This window comes from Xenorhabdus sp. TH1, from assembly GCF_037260955.1.
Lineage (GTDB): Bacteria > Pseudomonadota > Gammaproteobacteria > Enterobacterales > Enterobacteriaceae > Xenorhabdus > Xenorhabdus griffiniae.
The window spans coordinates 2,711,000-2,733,856 of sequence record NZ_CP147734.1 but is presented as its reverse complement, the minus strand read 5'-3'; the positions used below and the strand labels follow the sequence as shown (position 1 = coordinate 2,733,856).

The following is a 22,857-nucleotide window of genomic DNA, read 5'->3' as shown; positions in this document are numbered from 1 at the left end:
TCTGGTGGCTTTGGCTCAAGGTTCCTTATTAAGAGGCCCCGGATTTTGGGTAACCAGCTCACGTTCCTTTTTCAGCATATCAGCACGGGTGCCAGAATCAATTTCTCTGATGTCTTTATTTTTCATATAGTTCTTTGTATATCGTTTACTGGGATTTTGTGAAATTCCATATTTTAGAAATTCGCCTTTATCTGTTGACAGCTCATAAAGATAAGCTGGTTTTGGTGAGTGTTTTGAATTGCCATGAATGGCTTTTACAGCCGCCTTCCCGCCTTTTCCAAGCGCTTTTCCGGGAGGCCCGAAAATTCCTGCACCTGCCGCTGCAATATTTGTCCATGTCGGGTCTTGGTAGGCTTCATAGAACCCTTTAGCTCCACCAACAATAGGTATGTAATCCAGAACCGTACTTGCAGTCTCCCCCCATTGTCCTGTCGGGTCAACGAGGTTAACGGGGTCGTTGCCGGTATAGGCATAGAGGTTCAGGCCATCTTCTGTTCCGGCGGGGTCAGTCTGCAAAAAGCGCCCCAGAATGGGAGAATAATAGCGTGTCAGTTTAGGCCGGACTACGACGTACCATACGGTTCTTCTTCATAAGCGATATCAGAATCAGTTAGAAGGTATTCCCATTGGAATTAATCGTATAAGAGTATAATTCATATAAAAAAGGCTCGCCGATAAGCGAGCCAATAATTATTTTTTAAGATTTATTAATATTTTCAAAAAAATGTAAACTAATTAAATAATAAACTCTACTGATTACTATATTCTAAAGTTAAATGTTCTCTTTTAAACGGGACTGCTCTGATATTTCCTTCCAATGATACAATTCTCATCATATCAAAAGGTGGTGCAGTGGTTAGTCCATCCTCCGACGAGGAAAATTCAGAGAAAATATATTTTTTGTTATCAATTGTAACAATGATTCTGTTGTAGCTATTTTTCAACATGTATATAGTTCCTAAGGCATAGGGTTGAATTTCGCTATCTTTGCCAAAGAGCCGACGTCCTACCAATAAAGACCAGTTTGCATTCATCCATTCATCGATAAATTCCTGATCATTATCCCAATCATGGTCATAGAGTATTTCATCTATAGCAGGCCAGGAATGATTTAAAAACATTCTAAATCTTGACAGGGTAATAAAAATATCTTCTGAAGATATGTGAGTATTCATATGCTATTAATCCTCCTTATACGGATATTTCTTTTTAGGGAGAGAACTACCCTTAGGTCTATTTACGTCAACATGATTGGGTTCTCTATAGTTTCCCCATTCTTTGGGATCGATATGATATGAACGTTTAGTTTTGGGATTTACATATCCTCCTGTACCTCCCGCTGGATCTTCACCACGAGGTTTAACCCCTTTTTTTCTAAACATAGCATCAATTTCTTTAGCAGTCTTGTCCTTGAAGGGGTTCCTTAACCCTTTTACAGCCGCCTTCCCACCTTTTCCAAGCGCTTTTCCGGGAGGCCCGAAAATTCCTGCACCTGCCGCCGCAATATTTGTCCATGTCGGGTCTTGGTAGGCTTCGTAGAACCCTTTAACTCCACCAACGATAGGGGTGTAATCCAGTGCGGTATTGGCCACTTCTCCCCATTGTCCTGTCGGGTCAACGAGGTCGTTGCCGGTATAGGCATAGAGGTTCAGGCCATCCTCTGTTCCGGCGGGATCAGTCTGCAAAAAGCGCCTCAGAATGGGAGAATAATAGCGTGTCAGCTTAGGCCGGACTACGACGTACCATACGGTTCTTCTTCATAAGCGATATCAGAATCAGTTAGAAGGTATTCCCATTGGAATTAATCGTATAAGAGTATAATTCATATAAAAAAGGCTCGCCGATAAGCGAGCCAATAATTATTTTTTAAGATTTATTAATATTATCAAAAAAAATGTAAACTAATTAAATAATAAACTCTACTGATTACTATATTCTAAAGTTAAGTGTTCCCTTTTAAACGGGGCTGCTCTGATATTTCCTTCCAATGATACAATTTTCATCATATCAAACGGTGGTTCAGTAGTTAACTCATCTTTTGACGTGACGAATCCAGAGAAAATATATTTTTTGTTATCAATTGTAACAATGATTCTGTTATAGTTATTTTTTAACATATAAATTGTACCTAAGGAATAGGGTTGAATTTCGCTATCTCTGCCAAAGAGCCGCCGACCTACCAATAAGGACCAATTTTCCCTTAGCCATTCGTCAATAAACTCTTGATCATCATCCCAATCGTGGTCATAGAGTATTTCATCTATAGCAGGCCAGGCTCGATTTAAAAAGTTTCTAAATCTTGACAGGGTAATAAAAATATCTTCTGAAGATATGTGAGTATTCATATGCTATTAATCCTCCTTATACGGATATTTCTTTTTAGGGAGAATACTACCCTTAGGTCTATTTACGTCAACATGGTTGGGTTCTCTATAGTTTCCCCATGATATGGTATGAACGATCATTTTTAGGATTTACATATCTGCCATAACCTCCTGCGGGATCTCGACCTTTTGGCTCAAATCCTTTTTTTCTAAACATAGCATCAATTTCTTTAGCAGTCTTGTCCTTGAAGGGGTTCTCTAACCCTTTTACAGCCGCCTTCCCACCTTTTCCAAGCGCTTTTCCGGGAGACCCGAAAATTCCAGCACCTGCCGCCGCAATATTTGTCCATGTCGGGTCTTGGTAGGCTTCGTAGATCCCTTTAGCTCCACCAACAATAGGTATGTAATCCAGAACTGTACTTGCAGTCTCCCCCCATTGTCCTGTCGGGTCAACGAGGTTAACGGGGTCGTTGCCGGTATAGGCGTAGAGATTGAGGCCATCCTCTGTTCCGGCGGGATCAGTCTGCAAAAAGCGCCCCAGAATGGGAGAATAATAGCGTGTCAGCTTAGACCGGACTACGACGTACCATACGGTTCTTCTTCATAAGCGATATCAGAATCAGTTAGAAGGTATTCCCATTGGAATTAATCGTATAAGAGTATAATTCATATAAAAAAGGCTCGCCGATAAGCGAGCCAAATTTGTTTTTTTAAGGTTGTTCAAAAGTCTTGCAGTTTTTTCTCAATGGCCAGAATAATTTTTTCAGCCTTGAGTGATGAAAAAGGAATAGCATGTTTGGCAAATTTCTCCGCTGCCATGCGCACAGCTTCGCGCAATGCCCCCACAATAAATTCACGGATACCTTCGCCATCAGCCACACTTTGTGGTACGGCAATTTGTATTACCACCCCTTTTTCTTTTTTGGAGAAATAGCCATATTTATAGCCTTCAAAGTCCACGCCTAATATAGAGCCAGGAACAATAAATATGGGGTTAATAAAAGCCTCTTTTCCGATATCATAATCTTTATCCCTTTCTTCAATCGCAGTCATTGATGTAATGTCTAATGCTTGTTCAATTAGCGAACCATTGAGATTTGGCCCACCAAATTGCTCTCCTATAGTTATCATTCTTCACCTTTTGCTTTTCTGGTGGCTTTGGCCCAGGGTTCCTTATTAAGAGGCCCCGGATTTTGGGTAACCAGCTCACGTTCCTTTTTCAGCATATCAGCACGAGAACCGGAATGAATAACGTTTATCTTTTTATCTTTCATATATTTCTTTGTATATCGTTTACTGGGGTTTTGTGAAATCCCGTATTTTAAAAGCTCACCATCACTCTTTGAGGTCAATTCATAAAGATAAGCTGGTTTTGGTGAGTGTTTTGAGTTGCCATGAATGGCTTTTACAGCCGCCTTCCCGCTTTTTCCAAGCGCTTTTCCGGGAGGCCCGAAAATTCCTGCACCTGCCGCCGCAATATTTGTCCATGTCGGGTCTTGGTAGGCTTCATAGAACCCTTTAACTCCACCAACGATAGGGGTGTAATCCAGTGCGGTATTGACCACTTCTCCCCATTGTCCTGTCGGGTCAACGAGGTTAACGGGGTCGTTGCCGGTATAGGCATAGAGGTTCAGGCCATCCTCTGTTCCGGCGGGGTCAGTCTGCAAAAAGCGGCCCAGAGCGGGAGAGTAATAGCGTGCCCGGTTGTAAGACAGGCCGGTTTCAGGATCAATACGCCGACCGGCAAAGCGGAAAGCCGCATTACCGGGATCACTCTCTAACCCATAAGCAGTATAGCCGTGTTTTTCTATTACCTCACCTTGCGCATTGGTAAGGGCAATGGTCGAGCCTAACGCATCCTGAAAATAAAAATTATGGCCACGCGCTGTAATATCAGCAACCACTTCATCAAGCCCGGCACCATAGATATAGGCACCGCTAAAATCGGGTGTGCCGGTACCACTGAACACCGCCATTTCCTGATCACCGATACTGAGATAAACATAAGTGGTGACGACATTATCTTTGAGGACCTTTTTAATCACACGCCGGCTCAGTGCATCATAACCAAACCCAATCTTTATATCGGCTTTTTCAGCACTAACCAGCCTGTTTTCCGTGTCATATCGATAACCCCAAACCCCATCGTTGATCAGATTGCCACGCTTATCATATTCAAGCGCGGAGTCATTGACAGCCGTATATTGGTTAAGATTGTTACTCTTATAGGTTTGACTTGAGTCGGGTAATGCCGCGGGGGCAAAGATTTTATCTGACAGGCTTACGTGTGTTTTCTGGCGATCAGCGTTGTACTGATAACCGATGTTTAGCTGGAATTATTAATTCATTAGTACATATATAAAAAGCCCGCTATTAGCACTGACTTATGAGATTCTCTCAGCGTTAATAGCGGGCAAAATCGTAACCCAATCAGTTACATTTAAAATCATCCCAACTATGGGAATAATGCTTGCGTTTCATAAATGCGACCGCAGTCAAAGGGGGATTACGATCCAGCAATGGTGATAAGTCACCGTCAACAATATTGGTGGATTCATAAAAGAGAACCTTTTCAAGCTTTTTTAGGTTTCTTAAAGGCTTGAGGGATTCAATCTCATTGCAGTTATTGATAAAAACCTCTTTCAGGTTTTCAAGCGTTTCCAGTTGATTGATATGGGTAATCTTTCTGCACGTATTGATATCTAGGTTTTCCAATTTTGATAAATGTTCAATACCATCAAGAGAAGTCAATCCCCTTAAGTTTGCTAGACTTAGGTATGTCATGTTTTTAAGGTGATCTATTCCATTCAGTGATTTAAGCTTGGAGTTATAAATCCTCAATGTTTTAAGATTAGTTAATAATTGTAGCGGTTTGAAATTATCATAAGGGTATTTATTAATAAAAAGATCTTTTAATTTTCGGCATTCAAACAGGGAGTCTGATTTTTTTCGCCATTCAAGGCCACATATTTCAAGATCAGGAAAATTTTCAAACCGTATCGGTGTATTACAATAGGTGTCGATACCTAGAGACCTTAATCGTTTCAAAACATGGATTGAATCAATCGATTTGATATTAAATCCTAGGATATCTATTCCAAGCAGATCAGGAAATGCATCCAGCGGGGGGAGTTCACTCCCCTGCCATCCTTTTGCAGAATTAAACTCAATCTCGGTGCAGCCTTTTCTTAATATGTCCTCTTCTATTGTTTTATTCCATTCTGAGCGAACTACGGCTAAAGTGCCATAGTTACCGTCTTCATATTTAACATCAGATTTTATCATGGAAGAAGATGCTCCCTCTTTGGACCAATTGGATTGACCTTATTCTCAAGATTTCCACTCTTAATACCACCAAGCTCCTTTATTCTTGACTGTTCTGCAATCTCCCTTTGCAGTTTTCCTCCTGAAACAGGCGTTGTTGTAACTGGGGTGCCAGCCGGTAGCTTACCGGAACGTAAATGCTGCTCAAGACGTTTTGGAATATTGGATGACTGGCCGACATATTTTTTACCAGATTTACCAATAAACTCGTAGATACCCTGCGTTCCACGTTCAACGATTGGTGAGCTTACTATCGCCTTCCCGCCTTTTCCAAGCGCTTTTCCGGGAGGCCCGAAAATTCCAGCACCTGCCGCCGCAATATTTGTCCATGTCGGGTCTTGGTAGGCTTCGTAGATCCCTTTAGCTCCACCAACAATAGGTATGTAATCCAGAACTGTACTTGCAGTCTCCCCCCATTGTCCTGTCGGGTCAACGAGGTTAACGGGGTCGTTGCCGGTATAGGCATAGAGGTTCAGGCCATCCTCTGTTCCGGCGGGGTCAGTCTGCAAAAAGCGGCCCAGAGCGGGAGAGTAATAGCGTGCCCGGTTGTAAGACAGGCCGGTTTCAGGATCAATACGCCGACCGGCAAAGCGGAAAGCCGCATTACCGGGATCACTCTCTAACCCATAAGCAGTATAGCCGTGTTTTTCTATTACCTCACCTTGCGCATTGGTAAGGGCAATGGTCGAGCCTAACGCATCCTGAAAATAAAAATTATGGCCACGCGCTGTAATATCAGCAACCACTTCATCAAGCCCGGCACCATAGATATAGGCACCGCTAAAATCGGGTGTGCCGGTACCACTGAACACCGCCATTTCCTGATCACCGATACTGAGATAAACATAAGTGGTGACGACATTATCTTTGAGGACCTTTTTAATCACACGCCGGCTCAGTGCATCATAACCAAACCCAATCTTTATATCGGCTTTTTCAGCACTAACCAGCCTGTTTTCCGTGTCATATCGATAACCCCAAACCCCATCGTTGATCAGATTGCCACGCTTATCATATTCAAGCGCGGAGTCATTGACAGCCGTATATTGGTTAAGATTGTTACTCTTATAGGTTTGACTTGAGTCGGGTAATGCCGCGGGGGCAAAGATTTTATCTGACAGGCTTACGTGTGTTTTCTGGCGATCAGCGTTGTACTGATAACCGATGTTTAGCTGGAATTATTAATTCATTAGTACATATATAAAAAGCCCGCTATTAGCACTGACTTATGAGATTCTCTCAGCGTTAATAGCGGGCAAAATCGTAACCCAATCAGTTACATTTAAAATCATCCCAACTATGGGAATAATGCTTGCGTTTCATAAATGCGACCGCAGTCAAAGGGGGATTACGATCCAGCAATGGTGATAAGTCACCGTCAACAATATTGGTGGATTCATAAAAGAGAACCTTTTCAAGCTTTTTTAGGTTTCTTAAAGGCTTGAGGGATTCAATCTCATTGCAGTTATTGATAAAAACCTCTTTCAGGTTTTCAAGCGTTTCCAGTTGATTGATATGGGTAATCTTTCTACATGTGTTTATATCCAACTGTTCCAGTTTTAATAGGTGCTCTATACCATCCAATGACGTTAAACCCCTTAAATTGGCAATGCGTAATCTCCTGATGTTTTTTAGATATTCCATTCCTTCAAAAGATTTCAGCCTTGAGTTAAGCAAACCCAGTATTTCAAGTTTGGTTAATAATTGCAGTGGCTTTAAATCATCATAGGGGTATTTATTAATAAAAAGATCTTTTAATTTTCGGCATTCAAACAGGCTGTCAGATTTTTTTCGCCATTCAATACTGCATTTTTCAAGATCTGGAAAATTTTCAAACCGTATTGGAGTGTTACAGTATGTAAAAATCTTTAAATAACGTAATTTTTTTAATGAATGGATTGAATCAACAGATTCAATATTCAATTCTGTGACAGATACTCCGAGAAGGTCAGGAAATGCCTCAAGCGAGGGGAGTTCATCCCCCCCCCGTTTCCAACCTTTTGCGTGATTAAACTCAATCTCGGTACAACCTTTTCTTAAGATATCCTCTTCTACTCTTTTATTCCATTCCGAGCGTATAATGGCCAAAATACCATATTGCCCTTTTTCATAGGTGATGTCAGATTTAATCATTCATTAGATGCCTTCTGTTTGGACCAATTGGGTTAACCTTATTTTCTAGGTTATCAATCCCAAGTTCTTCTATTCTTCTTTGTTCTGCAATTTCCCTTTGTAGTTTTCCTCCGGGAACAGGCGTAGTTGTGACTGAATTGCCAGCCGGTAGCTTACCGGAACGTAAATGCTGCTCAAGACGTTTTGGAATATTGGATGACTGGCCGACATATTTTTTACCAGATTTACCAATAAACTCGTAGATACCCTGCGTTCCACGTTCAACGATTGGTGAGCTTACTATCGCCTTCCCGCCTTTTCCAAGCGCTTTTCCGGGAGGCCCGAAAATTCCAGCACCTGCCGCCGCAATATTTGTCCATGTCGGGTCTTGGTAGGCTTCGTAGATCCCTTTAGCTCCACCAACAATAGGTATGTAATCCAGAACTGTACTTGCAGTCTCCCCCCATTGTCCTGTCGGGTCAACGAGGTTAACGGGGTCGTTGCCGGTATAGGCATAGAGGTTCAGGCCATCCTCTGTTCCGGCGGGGTCAGTCTGCAAAAAGCGGCCCAGAGCGGGAGAGTAATAGCGTGCCCGGTTGTAAGACAGGCCGGTTTCAGGATCAATACGCCGACCGGCAAAGCGGAAAGCCGCATTACCGGGATCACTCTCTAACCCATAAGCAGTATAGCCGTGTTTTTCTATTACCTCACCTTGCGCATTGGTAAGGGCAATGGTCGAGCCTAACGCATCCTGAAAATAAAAATTATGGCCACGCGCTGTAATATCAGCAACCACTTCATCAAGCCCGGCACCATAGATATAGGCACCGCTAAAATCGGGTGTGCCGGTACCACTGAACACCGCCATTTCCTGATCACCGATACTGAGATAAACATAAGTGGTGACGACATTATCTTTGAGGACCTTTTTAATCACACGCCGGCTCAGTGCATCATAACCAAACCCAATCTTTATATCGGCTTTTTCAGCACTAACCAGCCTGTTTTCCGTGTCATATCGATAACCCCAAACCCCATCGTTGATCAGATTGCCACGCTTATCATATTCAAGCGCGGAGTCATTGACAGCCGTATATTGGTTAAGATTGTTACTCTTATAGGTTTGACTTGAGTCGGGTAATGCCGCGGGGGCAAAGCTTTTATCTGACAGGCTTACGTGCGTTTTCTGGCGATCAGCGTTGTACTGATAACCGATGTTTAGCTGCGAGCCATTCCACTGATGGGATATCGTTGTAGGCAGGCTTGCCTGATTATACGCTAGCTCCTTTTTTGCAAGGGGCTGTTGAAGATCACCGTAAATCGCAACAATACGCCTGCCTGCCGGATCATAGCCATAGTGAACAAGGGGGGTTGCGGCTGTTGGCGGGCCTTGATAAACCCCTGTCATACGGTTCAAGGCATCATAAACATTGGAAACATTCAGTCCACCGGCAAGGGAGGGCAGCGCCATGGAAAAACGGTTGCCATTATTATCAAGCGTGAATTGCGTAGTGCCGAATATTGCTGTTGTTTCAGAGCGGGTTCTTCCTGCCGTATCATAAGTGTAAGAAACGGCAAACTCCGGATTGGCGCTGGGGGTAAGGGAGAGAATTCGCCCGCTATAATCATATTCATAATGGATAACAGACTGATTATCCGGTTTTTTGCTTATGATTCGGTCAAGATTATCATATTCATACCAGATTTGGCTTCCATCGCGACGCTGAAAAACAATATCTTTCCCCACAGCATTGAACACATACATATCATAAGAGCCATCAGGGTAATGGCGTTCAGATTGGCGTTCAAAGGCGTCATATTTATAGAGGGTTGTATTGTTGTTGGCATCAGTTAGTGTTGCGAGAAGACCACCCGGGGTATAGCTGCGGGTTTCCCGTACAACCGTACCAAGATTTTTCGTGATAGAGGCATCATGATGACTGGTAATTTCATCAATAATCTTGACGGGGCGTGAAGCAGCATCATAGGTTGTGCGGGTACGCCGTCCCGATGACGACGTGACTGTATCCACACGGTTTAAGGCATCATAAGCTGTCGTCGTTGTTTTGCCATCCGGCTCAGTGACGATAAGTGGGTTATTGGCTTCATTATATTGTGTTTTTGTGATAAGAAAGGGCGATTCAGCATCACCGGTTGCAATTTTTGTTTCACTGAGGTTGCCATTGGCATCATAAACATATTGTGTAATGCCAAGGCCTTGTGGAGCAGTCACTTGCACCAAACGGCGTTCAGTATCGTAAAGGTAGTGGGTTGTAAAACCTTTTGGATCTTTTTGTTCTGTTTTATTGCCAGCACCATCATAAGCATAGGTTGTGGTCAGGTTTAAATGCCCTGTTCCCGGATCGACTATTGTTGAAATGAGATCAAGCGATTGCGGGTCATAGGTATTTTGGGTTACGCGTCCTTCTGGATCGGTTGTCGTTAAAGGTAAACCCTGGGCGTTATAGGAGGTCAAGGTTATGGGGGAATGTGTGCCATCTATGCCGGGTTTTGAGACCTCAGGTTGCGTTATTCGAATAAGATTGCCTTGTCCGTCATAGTCATATTTTGTCACTCTACCTAAAAAATCAGTATGGGTGAGTGGCAGGGAAAGGGCGGAATAGGTCCATTTTTCGGTAATTGGCTCGGCAGGTTTTCCGGTTATAGCATCGACAGATTGTGGCGTTGGAGAAATGGTTTTTGTTAAAATATTGGCTTTATCATCATAAGTAAAACTTTCTGATAAACCGCGAGGACCAACAACCTGTGTACGCAGCCCTATGCCGTTATAGGTATAACGTGTTGCAGCTCCTGTTTGGTTAAAGTCAGCTAACATGTTGCCATTTCTGTCATAATAAATAACGCGACTATGACCGAGAGGATCTGTTTCTTGTGTCCGGGTCTCATTGGCAAAGAGGTAATGCCAGAGATTGCCAAAAGGGTCAGCCTGAGTTTGGATGCGCCCTGAATTATCGTAAGTATTTCTGACGGTAGTTGTTTCAGGGAAGGCAGGGTTATACATAGTCGTGAGCAGACCTAACCCTTCATAACCATAGCGATAGATGGCGTTAAGCGAATTTTGAAAGTTTAGCAGGTTATCATTTCCGTCATAACCATAGCTGACTAAACGAGAGCCGTCTGAAACCGATGTTAACTGATTATTGCCACTATAGGAGAACTCAAGTTTTCGCCCCATGCCATTGGAAACGGTTATTAAATTTTTATTTTTTCCTGTACCTGAATAGGTAAAGGTCACCGTATTTTTGTTTTTATCCTCCCAGGACTGAATATCCCCTTCTTTATCAAAGCGTGTGACAACACCTGTTTTGTCTGTGATGGTAACGGCATTCCCCTCTCCGAGGATCAAGGTTGAGCCATCACCGGGCGGGGGAACAAAAGTAACACCTCCAGAGGCAGTCGGAATTTTAATAAATTTTCGTGTTCCTTCGTTCGTTTGAACGGTAATGGCATTATCGACTAACTGATCCATCAACCAACTGCCAATAATCGAGGAAATTGCTGTATTAGTCAGCGTCGGATCGGTTTCCAGATCTTGTATAACCTGTGTGGCAACAATGGATGTCACGGCTGCTAAGGGGTTATATTGCCCGAAGGCTTCATAAGGGTCACTGTCACGTTTGGCGCTTAGCATGAAATTATGACGCCATCCATAGCCAAGCGCTGTTTTTGTGTTTTTTTGACCAGAATTATAGCTACGGGTGAGTGTCAACCCGAAAGGATAGGTGGCAGACCCTGTACTAATATCCTCGTGATCGTAAAGAAAATAACCGCTACGAAGATCGATAGGGTCAACACTCTTGAAAGCCTGATAGGCTGATTGAGCACTTGCCTTGACCATATTCCATTTATCGCTCATCCAGGATCTTTTTTCAGAGGCAAAACCGCCTTTAAACCCGCCACTGATTTTATATGCGATGGAATTTTTTGGTTTTGCTCTGTCATTTTCCTGTAGGTAATAACCATTTCCACTCCAGGCATTGACTGTGCGTGAACCATTTTGTGGTACAAAAACTTTACGATTATCTCCTCCTTTTTCTGTTAGATACGCTTCCATATCAGCAAGAGATGAAGCATCCCAGTTAACCAGGAGGGGTTTGACAGAAGACCAGTTTGGCAAAGTGGCCTCAAGAAAGCCGATGCCGCTTGTGTTGGAATAATCAAACATGCGCGTGGTTGAAATCGCCTCGACTTCCTGAAGCTGTTTGACACTGCTGGATTCCAGAGAGCTTTGACGAATGGCGCTGTTGAATGCAATGCCTGTAAGATCATCGGGAGAAAAAGAGAGCGTTTTACCTGAATTACTTACAAGCTGAACGGGAAAATCCACATAGACGCTCCCATTATATCCGGCAACCCCTACTGTAAAGTGGTGCTTATTATTAAAACCACCAAGATTGGCGGCAAGCAAATCCGAACTGTGGGACTGGCTCAAGTAAGCATATCCGATAGCAGCAAGACCCGCCCCTAATACTGCTTCAGATGTATCGGCTTTTCCTGCAGCCTGTGCTCTAACGGCTGTATTTTGATAATGGGTGAGTGTGTCACGACCAATTTCGCCGGCAGCCAGAATAATGGAATAGGTCCCACCTGTTTTGACAACATTTCGTCCTGAATAGTTATCATAGCTAGCGACATAGGGGGTTGACAGTGTTGTAGTGATGAGTTGTGTTTCTGTTTTGGTTGTACTTCCTGTAGCAATAACAGTGCCATTCAATGTCAAAACGGGCTGATTGGCGTTATTGTAGTCTAAAGTCAGACGCTTGCCTGATATCTGATCGGCGTAAAACGTCATATTGATAGAAGCAGGAGATGATGGTGAGTCAGAAATTTTTACTGTAAAAGCGCTCCTAAGCGTATTCGGTACGGGTAAACAAGTTTCTATTTCTGTACAAAGGGTACTACCGTTAGCAGAAAAAGATGTAAGATAATTTGTGTTTGTAATTTTGCGTCCACCAAAAATCTCTGTCATGGATTTGTCGGGGTATTTTTTACCAATTTCATTGGCGAGCATTTCTGCGTAGGCATTGAGTTTTGCCCGGATATTGTCTCTATTCAGATTTCTGATCGAATTAATATTGGCAGGTACACCGGGAATGGAAGAAGCGCCTTTTGCTGCAGCAGTCAAAAATTCCTGTTTGTCGAAGCCCATTATTGATGCCACATTGATGGGTGTAAAGTGTTGATACGATTTAAATGAGGGATCCAGTTGATGGGTTTTACCGTCGTACGTGACTTCTGTCCAAACATGCTGAAGGTTAACTGTTTTTGCCTGTCCACCAGTCTTAACACACTGTTCGTTACCTTCTATCTTTACACAGGCAGGGATACCACTATTTCCAAGGTTATTGGCCAAAAGGGTAGCATTATTTTCGACACCAAGCAGATTGGCTATCATTTCAGCAGGGATAGTTGAGACACCATAGCGATAATCCGCCTTGATACAGGACTGGCGCAACAGTGTGACAAACAGGGTATTCTGATCCATATTATTGCCTCGCCGATCAAGGAAAGTACCCAATGGGCCTTTCTTCAGGCCGAATGTCGGCGAGTAATCAATACCGTAATAGACATATTCATAAATTAGATCGAGACTGTAATTAAGAGCACGTGCGAGATCCCTGATTTCCGGATCGGCTGGCGGTGGTGTACAAGCTAAGGTATTAGTAAGATTTGATGTTGCTTGAAATGGGGATTTTGTTGAAGCAAGACTGGCGAAAGAGACGAGAAAAACGAATAAAGCGAATGAAATTTGGGACAAGAATTTAAGAAGTTTATTCATGATAAGCAATCCTTGTTAAAAAACTGCCGAGTGCAGAATAAAATACATTCATGGCAACATTTATTTAGTTAAAATTTCTTTATTTGCACGAATTTCAGGCAGTTCTATAGTCGTAATCTGCGCAGGCGAGGGTTGGTTTTTTTTGATAATGACTGTTGTGGTGGTTTCTTGAGCGTCGGTATTTTCTGAACGTTTTATTACCGAGGAAGATTTGGGCGCTAAATCCGCACGTTTGAAGCCATACTTTGTCATCGTCCCTGCGGGTGGTTCATGACCCAATATTGCATCAACATTGAGCCTTACTCTACCTTCTTTTTCGGCATATTCCTGCGCGTTGAAATATTTCTCTGCTTTCGTATGTCGGGGCAAAGAAGAAGGCGGAACAACACGTTTGTTAAGATATTCAGCGGCTTCTTGCGGTGTGACAGGTGGCATATTCAGCATGCCAACTGTAGGGGGTTCCGAGCTTGTGGCGGTTTCAGCGAAAGCGTTATTGCCCAAACTCGTCAATAAGAGCATCCCTAAACAAAATGGGAGTTGATATAACTTTTGAAACATATTGGTATCCTCCAAAAAATTTTTTTAAAAAAAGATAAAATATATTCCATTAAAGATTTGAATTTTAATTCTGAAATGTAAATGAATATGTTTTTCAAAATATATATATCCGCTGACATCTAATGATATTTTGCTAATGTAAAAATTAGGCAAGCATCATTAAATTAAAACCAAGATGACGATATCACGGTGAATTTTATTGTTGTTTCATTGATTGTTTAAAGCAGGTGCGAAATGTTTTTCGTTAAAGATTTATTTGAAAATTTGATTTTATGTACTTTAGAAAATATATGTTACTGATATTATTTTAAATAAAATATTCTTTTGGGAGGATGCATAATATGTTAAAAAATAGCCAGGAAAGATCTATTATAACCATAGTAATGTTCATGGTACTTATCTTGATAAATTTTATGATTGTTCCATCGCTTCAGGCTAATATGATTGAAATTCAGAGTAATGAACTACAAAATATAGAAATACAAGGTACTGAAACACAAGATACCGAAATACAGAGTACTATCACATATTCCTATGACAGTCTTGGGCGTCTGATTTCAGATACAACAGAGCAGGTCAGTACAAATAAATATGACTATGACTCTGCAGGGAATCGTCTCTCGACATCAACTAAACAGCAAAAATAGGAGAAAACGATATTGGTTATATACCAATCTAACTTCAAGATGCGTGTGATTTCTCCCCCGCGAAGCGGGGAGAAATCAGGCTCCATATCGTGTTGTAAATTGCGACTTGAAGTTTAATGCGTATAGAGTTTTACAAATGACGATTATGCCTTATTGAATTCATTATGATAAACGTCCCGAAAATGGTGCGGTGTCAGCATCCAAAGCGCATTCGGTCTGCTTTTACGACCGATTTGAACCTTGAATTACTCAGTGAAGCTATTCAGAACAGACCATTAACAGACATTTCGTTTGATTTACGAACGAATTCCAGACCTGGTTTTCAACCCACCGCCTAAAAGCATGATGGGGTCTCGAAATGAAAAATCAGAATCCGTAGCGTGCAGGAGCCGAATGGACGGAACAAGGTGAGATCACCGGACGTTTACGCTCAATGCGTATCAAAAATGACATTCCCTGTGGGCTTGGTGTAAATAGTTTTTCACCGAGCTTATTGAGATACCCAAATTTTCCGCAACTTCTTGATAACGTAAGCCCTGGAGTTGGATAAGCAGAAATGTTTGTCGGACTTTTGCCGGAAGTTCATCCAATGTTTCATCTATTTTTTCTAGCTGTTCTAACAGCATAAGTTGATTCTCAGAAGAGTTTGCTGAGATTTCAGGTTGTTCACTGACATATTCCAGATAATGGTCTTCCAGTTTTTTCCTGCGCCAGTAATTGGAGAGGGTTCTGCGCGCTATCGTCATTAAAAAGGCTCTTGGCTGGTGGATATTTTCAAGATCCGAAGATTGCATCAATTTGATGAAAACCTCATGGACGAGATCTTCAGCTTGATAGGGACAAGCGCTGTTTTGTCTGATCCAGTTGCGTAACCAGTGATGATAATCGGTATAGAGTTTCTGGGTGATTTGATTGTGCTTAAATGTGCTTTTTTGCACCGCCATAATGATATTGCCTGATGGGATGTAACTAATAATGGTTATTATTTGTATTTGCTATGCGGAAGTCAATGCAGTCTAACCCTCTTTAGGTTAAGAGGGTTAGGAACGTGTCAGTTAGAATTGCTGTGAGATACTGAATTTGTAATTCCGGCCGATACCTGAAATCGTCTCTTCTGGCGCTCCCAGGTACGGATAGTAATCACGGTTGAACAGATTATCGACAGTGACCCGTGCTTCAAATCCTTTTATAAAAGAAGGACGCCAGCTTGCAAACAAGCCGTGCAGGGCGTAGCCCTTGCTTTTAAGTAGTGACCAAGAATCTGCTTTTGGATCTCCATCTATAGGGGAGCGATCTTGTTTGCGGATAAAATCACCCTTCCATCCCATTGCCATCTGCCATTGCGGAATTTTAAACCCTAACATGGCATGGGCAGAAGTTGGCGGTATTTCCGCAATCCAGGTTTTATGCCCTAACCACGGATCACGTGGAGAAGCGTCACGTTGCCCACGCATGGTAGAGAACGATAATTTTCCAAACAGTGTGGAGCTGTCGTAGAACGTTTCTATTTCTAAGCCTTCAATCGTATATCCCGGTAAATTGCGGTAATTTCCCAACGATGTTCCACATAAATTACTTGATCCACTATCAAGTTGGGCTTCACAGTAAATACCACGTCTTCTAAAGATCTCATCTTTACCACGGTTACGGAATAAGGTGGTACGGATTTGCAGGCTATCCTCTTCAAGTATTAAGTTATCGAAATCGAGAATTGCACCGAGGCGTACTCCTGCCATTCGTTCAACGCCAAGATCGCGGCTGGAACCTTTAAGGTTACCTAATCCTTGTACTTCATATTGTTCATCAACTATTGGTGCACGCCATGTGCGGCTGATATCTGCAAACAATGAAAGGTTTTTATTTGCTTGCCACAGAATGCCTAAATGGGGTGACCAGCCGGTATAGGTTACACTGCTATAGTCATGATTAGCTTCTGGCGATGTATCGTTATACAGTGGCGCGTTATTTTTTTTACCCCTATTTTTGACATGATCATAACGAACACCCGGTGTGACGGTGACGCTGCCTATCTTCAGGGAATCTTGCATATAGAAGCTGTAAGCGAATTGATCGCCAGCAGGCATATAGCCTGGTTGATAATAACCATAGTTATAGTTTTTGTTTTTTATTTTGTCCTTATTGAACATCAGCACATTGCGTTCGTTTTTATGCCAGCGGGTTCCCACCAGTAATTCGTGTTTAATCATACCGGTTGAGAATACGCTTTTGTTGTTGATATCAACCAGATTATCGGTGTAATCAACCCAGCTTTTATTACCCATTGAGCTACTAAAATAGGAGGAAGCATTTTCTGGGCGAGTATCGTCTTGCTTGGTTTTGGAATAGGCATAGAGCATCGTCAGGTTTAACCACGGGTTATTTTCTGGTGCGATATTCCATTTGGCAGTGTAGTTCTGATCAAGTTGATCACGAAAGACCAATTTTCTTTTCCAGGCACCATCCAAACCGTATTTCTTTATATCAGCGGCTGATGGAACGGCCATCTCATCACGGTTAGCCGCCCAGGGTTGCCAACCATCCGATTCAGATCGCATTGCGGACAGGCTAATCGTATGAGCGTCACTGGGATAAAAGTTGGTTTTCAATAAATAAGATATTTGGTTATTTTGTGAAAACTTAAAACGTGTGCCATCAGGGCGTTTAATATTGTGCCCATTTCGCTTGCTCACATAGAGCAACCCATCGGCAAAGCCATCGGGATCCCTGCCGTATAGTGCGCCACTATTGATCCACTGTCTGTCATTTGTGTGGTAGCTTTGTTTGACAAAACCCCCCCAATCTTCATCGGGGCGCAGTAAATCGTTCGCTTCTTTTGTCACCAGTTTGACCGAACCACCAAATCCACCATTGCCGTTAAGTAAATTGTGTGGCCCTTTATCAACCTCGACTCGTTTGATTAATTCAGGCTCAATAAAGACAGAACCCTGCATATATTTTTCAAATCCTTTTGGCGCATCGTCCAACGTGATTTTGATATCTTCCTGGTCGCCCATCCCCCAGATATTCAGTGTTTGCCCACCAGGGCGTGGAGAGCCTGACATTGAAACACCAGGAAGCTGGTCGAGTAACTGGGCAATATTATCGGCTTGGGTACGGTCAATATCCGCTTTTTTGAGCACAGAACTTCCCGCACTGGTGCTGTTGCGCAAACTTTCAACAACGGAAAGTGTGGGTAATATTATCACCTCATTTTTCTTTTCTGATTTTTGTTCTTTGGGATCTGTGGTCGCGTAAACAGCGCTGGAGAATGCCGCTCCCAATACTAATGTACCGGTTAAAATTTTCTGAACCATGGTAGCGATTGGGCGTTTTTCTAATTTTTGACTATTATTTGCCATAAATTTCCTGAAACGTGATCAAGTGAAATATTATTCAAAGTAATAAGTCACCTGAGAAACCAAAAAAGGTAAATAAAAATGAGAATTATTTTTGTTTGCATATGATCTTGGGAAGCATACCATACGATGATGAGATTTATCCCATGGGTAGTGAGATTTTTGGCATTGAAATTTAAGTTCAATTTCCTTACGTACAAAGGGGTTCGTCAATGAAAAAAAAGATCCTTGGTTCTCTGATCTTGGCTGCTATCGTAGCCTTGATCGCTGGCTGTGATGACGCATCTAAAAAAGCGGAAGATCCGGTTCAGCAAACTGAAGAAAGCGCAGCACAAAAGACAACTGATGCTGAAAAAACGGCCACGGGCATAATGGATAATGCGAAAAAAAGTGCACAGGAGATAAAGGAAAATGCTTCGCGCGAAGGCCATAGTTTGATTGATAAGTCAAAGGAAGCTGCGACAGATATACAGAGTCAAGCAACTAAAACAGCGAATGATGTGATGGAGGTGATGAAAGCGAAAACGGATGATATCCGGCATCAGGCTAATGATAAACTCGATCAGCTTTCAGATACGATGAAATCGAAGACGGAAGAAATAAAGTCTGAGGCTGATAAAAAGGCAGATGACTTAATCAATCGTCTTAAAGGTCATGATGTTAAAGATGACAGTGATAAAAAAGAGGAAAAGTAATTTATGACTTTGAATTTAATATCGTAATAAGATAATAATCACTGTGAGTAATATAAATACGGGAAAAATGAGTATTCCTTGAATATCTCAATTTCCCGTATTAGTGATTTATCTAATTTTTGTGAGAATGAATTGATTAACTATTTTTGACCGATTGGCGGACAGGGGAATTATTGGCAACATAATATTTTGCCTGACTGCGTGGCAGAGGAGAGATTCCCCTGATGTTATCAGCTATTTTCTCAGCCATCATGATTGTTGTGGCATTTAAATTACCGGTAATAATGGTTGGCATAATAGAAGCATCAATAACACGTAGGTTTTCAATGCCATGTACTCTTCCTTGACCATCCACAACTGCCATTTCGTCTGTCCCCATTTTGCAACTGCATGAGGGGTGAAATGCGGTTTCAGCATGTTGACGAATAAAGGCATCCAACTGTTCATCTGACTGATTTTCAACACCTGGGCTGATTTCACGTCCACAATAAGGCGCCAGCGCAGGTTGTGCCATGATTTCCCGCGTAATGCGAATAGCCGCGCGGAACTCTTGCCAGTCCTGTTCTGTTGACATGTAGTTAAATAAAATACTGGGATGCTGACGTGGGTTTCGCGACTTAATTTTCACCCGACCACGGCTTGGAGAACGCATAGAGCCAACATGAGCCTGAAAACCATGTTGGCTGATGGCATTACTGCCATTGTAATTAATGGCAACAGGCAGGAAATGAAACTGAATATTTGGCCAGGCAAATTTTTCATCGGTGCGAATAAAGCCACCGGCTTCAAATTGATTGCTGGCACCAATACCTGTTCCTTTGAATAGCCATTCAGCGCCAATTTGAGGTTGGTTGTACCATTTCAATGCGGGATAAAGGGAAATGGGTTTGAGGCATTCATACTGCAAGTACATTTCAAGGTGATCTTGCAGGTTTTGTCCAACACCAGGCAAGACATGCACAGCAGAAATACCAAGCTCGTTCAATACTTCTTCGGGACCAATACCTGAACGTTGCAAAATCTGTGGCGATGCAATGGCACCAGCGCAGAGTAAAACTTCTTTACGTGCTTTTGCCTGGGTTAACGTTGAGCTATGGCCTTGATAAAAATTGACGCCAACAGCCGTCTTTCCTTCAAAGACGAGGGTATCCGTTAACGCATGAGTCATGATGGTGAGATTGGCGCGTGAACGAGCTTGATCCAGATAGCCACGGGCTGTACTGGAGCGGCGTCCTTGAGGGGTAACGGTACGATCCATAGGGCCAAAGCCTTCTTGCTGGTAGCCATTCAGATCGTCAGTAACGGGATAACCCGCCTGAACACCTGCTTCTACCATTGCATGAAAGAGTTCATTATTTCCTGCTTTGGGTGTCGTGACACTGACAGGCCCGTCGGCACCATGATAGTCATTTGCGCCAATATCCCTTGACTCCGCTTTGCGAAAATAGGGAAGGCAATCAAGGTAAGTCCAGTCTTCCAGCCCTGCCTGGGTTGCCCAATGATCAAAATCCAGTGCATTGCCACGGATGTAACACATGCCATTGATAAGTGAAGATCCCCCCAACCCTTTACCGCGCCCGCATTCCATGCGTCGGTTATTCATGTGGGGTTCGGGATCGGTTTCATAAGCCCAGTTATAACGGGTTCCCTGCAAGGGGTATGCCAGCGCCGCTGGCATTTGAGTACGAAAGTCGAACCGGTAATCAGGTCCACCGGCTTCCAGCAGCAGGACCGTCACATTGGTATCTTCCGTTAAACGAGTTGCAAGCACGTTACCCGCTGAACCAGCACCGATAATAATGTAATCAAAAACCATTGTTATCTCCTCTGTTTCAGGCGTGGATTAAAATAGGGATTCAAAATTGCCTAATTCCACCTGTATTGATTTGGTTTGTGTGTAATTTTGTAGTGTAGCCAGTCCATTTTCCCGGCCAACACCAGAATGTTTATAGCCACCGACAGGCATGGCTGCCGGGGATTCTCCCCAGGTATTGATCCAGCAGATCCCAGCTTCTAGCCGGTGGATCACACGATGTGCGCGGGAGAGATCTTTGGTGACTAATCCTGCACCCAGGCCATAATGGGTATTATTGGCTCGGGCAATGACTTCATCTTCCGTTTCATAAGTCAAGATAGACATCACAGGCCCAAAGATTTCCTCCTGTGTGATCAACATATCATCGGTACAGTCACTGAATACTGTCGGTGCAACAAACGCCCCTTTTGCTAATTCGCCTTCCAGCAGACGCTCACCACCACACAGCAGGCGGGCATGGCTGTTTTTACCGTTTTCGATATAGCGTAAAACGGACTCCATGTGTGGAAAACTTACCAGCGGACCAAAGTTAGCGTTGGGATCAAGAGGTGAGCCAATTCGAATGCGCTTAACACGCTCAAGAATTTTTGCTTCAAACGGTGGAAGCAGTGCCTTGGGGACAAAGACCCGTGTCCCGTTCGTACAAACCTGACCTGAACTGAAAAAGTTGGCCATCATGGCAATATCAGCAGCGCGATCCAGATCGGCATCATCAAAAATGATTAGTGGAGATTTACCACCCAATTCCATCGTGACTTCTTTTAGGGTAGAAGCGGAAGCATTTGCCATCACCTTTTTGCCGGTCACAATACCGCCGGTGAAAGACATTTTGGCGATTTTAGGGTGAACAGTCAGATAATGTCCGACTTCATGGCCGGCTCCGGTCAACACATTGAAAACACCATCAGGCAAACCGGCTTCGGTGTAGATTTCAGCCAACTTCAAAGCGGTAAGAGAGGTGACTTCACTTGGTTTAAAAATCATGGCATTACCGGCAGCCAGTGCGGGTGCTGATTTCCACAGGGCAATTTGGATAGGGTAGTTCCATGCGCCGATGCCTGCTACGATACCCAATGGTTCACGGCGTGTATACACAAAAGAAGATTCACGTAATGGGATCTGCTGGCCTTCAAGGGCTGGAATTAATCCCGCATAGTATTCCAGTACATCGGCACCTGTGACGATATCAACCTGCCGGGTTTCAGCAAGGGGTTTACCGGTATCCAGTGTTTCCAATTCAGCCAGTTCATCATTGCGTTCACGCAAGATATTCACCGCCTTGTGTAAGATCCGTGAACGTTCCACCGCGGTCATGGCTGCCCAGATTTGCTGTCCTTTATGGGCGCTTTCGACTGCTAAATCAACATCTTGTTTTGTTGCAGACTGAAATTGAGCAATAACGTCACCATTAGCTGGGTTAATTGCGTCAAAAATTGTATTATTAGGATTGGTACTATCAACATAAGCACCGTGGATATAAAGTTTTTGTAATCCAAAATAGGTCATAGATTCTCCTTAAGCGTCTATCCAAGTCAGAACTTATCAGATGCTCCGAGTTTCTGTTCGATGTAATCGATAGTAATTTTGAATGTCCCTGCTATATCAAAAGGCTTCTTGCTTAATGCACTTCGCAGCCAAATGCCGTCAATCAATGCAGCAAGACCTTGTGCAGCTAGCCGAGCTTCTGCTTTTGGCATGGCACGTTTAAATTCAACACAAAGATTGGAATGCAAACGGCGCTCATTGATTTGTTGTAACCGATACAGCTTTGGTTGATGCATGCTACTTGCCCAGAATGCCAACCAGGTTTTCATTGCTGCGCTGTTGATCTGGCTGGTATCAAAATTCCCTTCGACAATGGCTTTCAACCTTTGCGTGGGGGTTGCGTTATCTAGCAAGCGTAATCGGCGTGCGACAGCTATTTTTAACTGATGCAATAGATAACGCATGGTCGCTTCTAATAGGCCGTTCTTGTCCTTGAAATAGTGGCTGATAATTCCGTTGGAAACCCCCGCTTTTCGGGCTATTTGTGCAATAGTTGCTTCCTGCATTCCCACTTCATTCACAACGATTAATGTTGCATCAATGAGTTGTTGTTTTCTTATCGACTGCATTCCAATTTTTGGCATGATTTTATGCTCAGAAAATCAATTATTCGGACAGTATTAAACTTTTTTTTAATTGAATGTTCAATCAAAATTAAATATGTTTTATCACAATAATTT

Annotated in this window: 19 protein-coding genes; 2 read left to right on the top strand and 17 right to left on the bottom strand. The window is 42.9% G+C overall.

Annotated features, from left to right (window positions below):
- Nucleotides 1–15: 15 nt before the first annotated feature.
- From WDV74_RS12000 to WDV74_RS11945, 12 genes are all read right to left on the bottom strand, one after another.
- Nucleotides 16–516: an RHS repeat-associated core domain-containing protein gene (locus WDV74_RS12000; protein ID WP_338883015.1), complete on the bottom strand. Its 501-nt coding sequence runs from the start codon at nucleotides 514–516 to the stop codon at nucleotides 16–18.
- Nucleotides 517–749: 233 nt separating this feature from the next.
- Nucleotides 750–1,175: a hypothetical protein gene (locus tag WDV74_RS11995; RefSeq protein WP_338883014.1), complete on the bottom strand. Its 426-nt coding sequence runs from the start codon at nucleotides 1,173–1,175 to the stop codon at nucleotides 750–752.
- 6 nt (nucleotides 1,176–1,181) lie between these two features.
- The gene (locus WDV74_RS11990; RefSeq protein ID WP_338883013.1) at nucleotides 1,182–1,685 is read right to left on the bottom strand and encodes a polymorphic toxin type 37 domain-containing protein; all 504 of its coding nucleotides are present in this window, start codon (nucleotides 1,683–1,685) and stop codon (nucleotides 1,182–1,184) included.
- A 234-nt stretch (nucleotides 1,686–1,919) separates the two neighbouring features.
- A complete protein-coding gene (locus WDV74_RS11985; RefSeq protein ID WP_338883012.1) occupies nucleotides 1,920–2,345 on the bottom strand; it encodes a hypothetical protein in 426 nt (141 codons plus the stop codon).
- Between the two features lie 85 nt (nucleotides 2,346–2,430).
- Complete coding sequence (locus WDV74_RS11980) at nucleotides 2,431–2,853, bottom strand: RHS repeat-associated core domain-containing protein (RefSeq protein ID WP_338883011.1); 423 nt, start codon at nucleotides 2,851–2,853, stop codon at nucleotides 2,431–2,433.
- A gap of 191 nt (nucleotides 2,854–3,044) precedes the next feature.
- On the bottom strand, nucleotides 3,045–3,455 hold the full coding sequence (locus WDV74_RS11975) for a hypothetical protein (protein WP_338883010.1): 411 nt from the start codon (nucleotides 3,453–3,455) through the stop codon (nucleotides 3,045–3,047).
- On the bottom strand, nucleotides 3,452–4,369 hold the full coding sequence (locus tag WDV74_RS11970) for an RHS repeat-associated core domain-containing protein (protein WP_338883009.1): 918 nt from the start codon (nucleotides 4,367–4,369) through the stop codon (nucleotides 3,452–3,454). The genes WDV74_RS11975 and WDV74_RS11970 overlap by 4 nt, the downstream gene beginning before the upstream one ends.
- 385 nt (nucleotides 4,370–4,754) lie before the next feature.
- Nucleotides 4,755–5,609, bottom strand: coding sequence for a hypothetical protein (locus tag WDV74_RS11965; RefSeq protein WP_338883008.1), 855 nt, complete (start codon nucleotides 5,607–5,609; stop codon nucleotides 4,755–4,757).
- Entirely contained in the window at nucleotides 5,606–6,535 is a 930-nt protein-coding gene (locus WDV74_RS11960) for an RHS repeat-associated core domain-containing protein (protein ID WP_338883007.1), read from the bottom strand. Before WDV74_RS11960 ends, WDV74_RS11965 begins: the two co-directional genes overlap by 4 nt.
- A 385-nt stretch (nucleotides 6,536–6,920) precedes the next feature.
- Nucleotides 6,921–7,781 carry a hypothetical protein gene (locus WDV74_RS11955; RefSeq protein WP_338883005.1) on the bottom strand — a complete coding sequence of 287 codons (861 nt, stop codon included), beginning with the start codon at nucleotides 7,779–7,781 and terminating at the stop codon, nucleotides 6,921–6,923.
- Nucleotides 7,774–13,560: an RHS repeat-associated core domain-containing protein gene (locus WDV74_RS11950; protein ID WP_338883004.1), complete on the bottom strand. Its 5,787-nt coding sequence runs from the start codon at nucleotides 13,558–13,560 to the stop codon at nucleotides 7,774–7,776. The genes WDV74_RS11955 and WDV74_RS11950 overlap by 8 nt, the downstream gene beginning before the upstream one ends.
- A 60-nt stretch (nucleotides 13,561–13,620) precedes the next feature.
- Nucleotides 13,621–14,118, bottom strand: coding sequence for a hypothetical protein (locus WDV74_RS11945; protein ID WP_338883003.1), 498 nt, complete (start codon nucleotides 14,116–14,118; stop codon nucleotides 13,621–13,623).
- Between the two features lie 341 nt (nucleotides 14,119–14,459).
- Here WDV74_RS11945 and WDV74_RS11940 point away from each other — a divergent pair, with 341 nt between their 5' ends.
- On the top strand, nucleotides 14,460–14,765 hold the full coding sequence (locus WDV74_RS11940) for an RHS repeat domain-containing protein (RefSeq protein WP_338883001.1): 306 nt from the start codon (nucleotides 14,460–14,462) through the stop codon (nucleotides 14,763–14,765).
- 440 nt (nucleotides 14,766–15,205) lie between these two features.
- Here WDV74_RS11940 and WDV74_RS11935 read toward each other — a convergent pair whose 3' ends face one another.
- Together WDV74_RS11935 and WDV74_RS11930 are read right to left on the bottom strand one after the other, a co-directional pair.
- Nucleotides 15,206–15,709 (bottom strand): sigma-70 family RNA polymerase sigma factor, encoded by a 504-nt coding sequence (locus WDV74_RS11935; protein WP_338883000.1) that lies wholly within the window; start codon nucleotides 15,707–15,709, stop codon nucleotides 15,206–15,208.
- Between the two features lie 111 nt (nucleotides 15,710–15,820).
- Nucleotides 15,821–18,124 (bottom strand): TonB-dependent hemoglobin/transferrin/lactoferrin family receptor, encoded by a 2,304-nt coding sequence (locus tag WDV74_RS11930; protein ID WP_338882998.1) that lies wholly within the window; start codon nucleotides 18,122–18,124, stop codon nucleotides 15,821–15,823.
- A gap of 209 nt (nucleotides 18,125–18,333) precedes the next feature.
- Between WDV74_RS11930 and WDV74_RS11925 the strand changes: the two genes are divergently transcribed.
- On the top strand, nucleotides 18,334–18,816 hold the full coding sequence (locus WDV74_RS11925) for a YtxH domain-containing protein (protein ID WP_338803308.1): 483 nt from the start codon (nucleotides 18,334–18,336) through the stop codon (nucleotides 18,814–18,816).
- 136 nt (nucleotides 18,817–18,952) lie between these two features.
- Here WDV74_RS11925 and betA read toward each other — a convergent pair whose 3' ends face one another.
- The 3 genes from betA to betI are packed head-to-tail and all read right to left on the bottom strand — an operon-like array spanning nucleotide 18,953 to nucleotide 22,761.
- Nucleotides 18,953–20,632, bottom strand: coding sequence for a choline dehydrogenase (gene betA, locus WDV74_RS11920; RefSeq protein ID WP_338882996.1), 1,680 nt, complete (start codon nucleotides 20,630–20,632; stop codon nucleotides 18,953–18,955).
- 27 nt (nucleotides 20,633–20,659) lie between these two features.
- Nucleotides 20,660–22,138 (bottom strand): betaine-aldehyde dehydrogenase, encoded by a 1,479-nt coding sequence (gene betB, locus WDV74_RS11915; protein WP_338882994.1) that lies wholly within the window; start codon nucleotides 22,136–22,138, stop codon nucleotides 20,660–20,662.
- Between the two features lie 26 nt (nucleotides 22,139–22,164).
- The gene (betI, locus tag WDV74_RS11910) at nucleotides 22,165–22,761 is read right to left on the bottom strand and encodes a transcriptional regulator BetI (RefSeq protein ID WP_273558931.1); all 597 of its coding nucleotides are present in this window, start codon (nucleotides 22,759–22,761) and stop codon (nucleotides 22,165–22,167) included.
- Nucleotides 22,762–22,857 lie beyond the last annotated feature (96 nt).